The organism is Paenibacillus zanthoxyli JH29, from assembly GCF_000520715.1.
Classification (GTDB): Bacteria; Bacillota; Bacilli; order Paenibacillales; family Paenibacillaceae; genus Paenibacillus_AQ; species Paenibacillus_AQ zanthoxyli.
In genome coordinates this window covers 1-2,562 of the sequence record NZ_ASSD01000138.1, presented here as the reverse complement: position 1 = coordinate 2,562, position 2,562 = coordinate 1, and the positions used below count along the sequence as shown (strand labels likewise).

Genomic DNA, 2,562 nt, shown 5'->3' with positions numbered 1-2,562 from the left:
GCCCCCGCCGCCGCTTTACGGTTCTGTTCGTCGGCCGGCTCATCCCCCGCAAAGGCGTGCACGTCCTCATGCGGGCGGCGGCTATGTTGGAAAGACGGCTGCCCGTGCATCTTGTTGTCGCCGGCACGGGGAAACCGGCCTATGTGCGGAGGCTCAAGCTGCTCGCCCGGCGACTGCGTTTGTCCGTTTCCTTCATCGGCAGTGTTCCGCACGAGGAAATTCACCGGATTTATCAGATCGCCGACTGTCTGGTCTGCCCTTCGCAGCGGCATGAATCATTCGGGCTGGTCAATGTGGAAGCCATGGCCGCCGGACTGCCGGTCATCGCCTCCAATAATGGCGGTATCCGCGAAATCATATCACCCGGCCGGGGCGGCTTCCTAGTGGACCGCTACCGCGAGGCCGCTTCATTCGCCCGAATGATGCTGCCGCTTGCCCGCAGCCCGAAGCGTGCCGCCGCCATCGGGATGCAAGGGCGGCAGGACGCGCTCCAGGCCTTCGACTGGGCGCGGACGGCTGATCGTTTGGAGCTTCTCTACTCCGGACTCTGTCAGCGCCGGCAACAAAATTAAATGTTATGCAATGACAATATTCACTTTTTTACCTTCTTATCCGTTGTATAATAACGTTGTAAGCGTTGCCATGCCGAATAAATCATCTTAGCCCCCTAGTCGGCAACACCCTGCATATCTTTTGTCCGTGGAAAGGGTGGATTGTTATGTTGATGCTCGAAATTATCGTAAGACCGGAGAAGGCCGATGAAGTGATGGAGGAACTGCTGGCCGCAGGTTTTCCTTCCATCAGTAAAATGGATATATTGGGACGCGGTAAGCAAAAAGGAATTCAAGTCGGCACGAACCACTACAATCAGATTTCCAAAAAAATGCTGATGATGGTCATTCCAGAGGACGACAAAGAGGAAGTCATCGACATTGTGAAGCGGACGGCAAGAACCGGCGATCACGGGTCTTTCGGGGACGGCAAAATTTTCGTACTCCCCGTCCTGGAAGCGTATACAATCAGTACCGGCAAAAAAGAATTGTAATAAACGGCGATTCAGCGGCGGAACCCCCTCATGGCAGGAGCCCCGAACCCCAAATCCTGCCATGACTATACGAATGTGTCGGCTTTATATTAAAAGAGACAAATAAAAATCAAAGGGCAAGGCCCCGGATGCTTATATATAGGCTCCGGCAGCCTTGCCCTTTGAACATTAGCGCGTCCCGTTCAAGTGAACGGAATCCATTGAATTAAAGTAAGCGCCAGACCGACCACGAACCCGCACACCGCTCCGTTGACGCGGATCCATTGCAGGTCCTTCCCGACCTTCTGTTCCAGCATGGCGACCAGGCTGGCGTCGTCCATTTTGTCGAGGTTTTCCTTCACCAGCACGCCGATCCGGTAATGGTTCGCCTCCGCGAACGCGATGAGCGAGGAACGGATCTTATCCTCCCATTCCGAGACCCATTCCTTCTCCCCGGCGATGCGGCGGGCCAGCAGCGCATAGGCGGCGAACAGGCCCCGCCCCCCGCGGACGCGATCTTCTTCCAGCAGAGCGAGTACCCTACCGCGAATCTCCTCAAGCCGGGCCAGCAGAAAAGCTCCCGCCTCCTGTCCCTCAAGTTCGGCCGCCGCCCAGTCCGTCAGAGCTTTCATCCGCTCCTCGTCATTTACCAGCTGGAACAGGGCAACGCGGATCTCCCGGATAATGTCCTCGCGGTAGACGTTGTCCTCATCCTGAATATCGCGGATGGCGGACCGCAGCATGTTCTGCAGCAGCTCGCCCAGCATTTCTTCATCAACGAAGCCGACAAACGCCTGAAAAGCCACTCCCTTAAATCCGCCCAGCTTCACCTCGGCAAGCTTGGAAGACGCGAGCTGGCCGAGCATGGCCTTCGTCTCCGGACGGCTGATCCAGACCTCAGCCTGTCCGAGCCCGTAATCAAGGGCTTCCTTGTCCCTGCCGTCATGCAGCAGCCTCGTAACGACCGTATCGGCGGTCTGCTTGAGGTCCGCGTTCCGGACGTAACCCGCGAGCGCCGACTGAAGATACGGCAGCGCCTTTTCCGCCGGAATTTGGGTCACAAGGACACTCAGGCGGGCCAAAATTTCCATTCGCGTCTGCTTGCGGCTGAAGAACTTTGTAAGCATCGAAGACCCCAGCGAGATGAACTTGATTCCGCGCAGCTTGTTCTCGATGCTCTCCTTGTTCAGCAGTTCGTTCTCCATTGCCGAAATGAGAGACTCTATAATCTTATTCCGGTTCTTCAGCAGCAAGGAAGTATGCGGAATAGGAAGGCCCAGCGGATGGCGGAACAGCGCCGTAACCGCGAACCAGTCGGCAATGCCGCCGACCAGTCCGGCCTCAAAGCCGCCCCGGAGCAGCTTTACCGCCGTATTCTCAGGCAAAAACAGCGTCAGCAGAAAGCCGCACGCCATTACCACAAGTGAAATTGCAGCCAAGTTTCTGGATTTCATATCAAATAAATGCCTCCTACATTCTATCGACAAGCTTAAACACTAAAAAATATTGTACCACGAATAATCCCCGATTCGGAAATT

Annotated in this window: 3 protein-coding genes; 2 read left to right on the top strand and 1 reads right to left on the bottom strand. The window is 55.8% G+C overall.

The genetic code is table 11. From position 1 onward, the window contains the following. The coding region (locus tag L691_RS0105600; protein WP_025689292.1) for a glycosyltransferase family 4 protein at window positions 1–572 on the top strand (572 nt) is incomplete at its 5' end. Between the two features lie 146 nt (window positions 573–718). Then, window positions 719–1,045, top strand: a complete 327-nt coding sequence (locus L691_RS0105595; protein ID WP_025689291.1) for a P-II family nitrogen regulator — start codon at window positions 719–721, stop codon at window positions 1,043–1,045. 182 nt (window positions 1,046–1,227) lie between these two features. Here L691_RS0105595 and L691_RS0105590 read toward each other — a convergent pair whose 3' ends face one another. Then, window positions 1,228–2,478: a DUF445 domain-containing protein gene (locus tag L691_RS0105590; RefSeq protein ID WP_025689290.1), complete on the bottom strand. Its 1,251-nt coding sequence runs from the start codon at window positions 2,476–2,478 to the stop codon at window positions 1,228–1,230. Between the last annotated feature and the right edge of the window lie 84 nt (window positions 2,479–2,562).

What these genes read in the sequence shown, in the direction of transcription:
- L691_RS0105595 (WP_025689291.1), top strand. Translation starts at nt 719, where the DNA reads ATGTTGATGCTCGAAATTATCGTAAGACCGGAGAAGGCCGATGAAGTG.
- L691_RS0105590 (WP_025689290.1), bottom strand. Translation starts at nt 2,478, where the DNA reads ATGAAATCCAGAAACTTGGCTGCAATTTCACTTGTGGTAATGGCGTGC.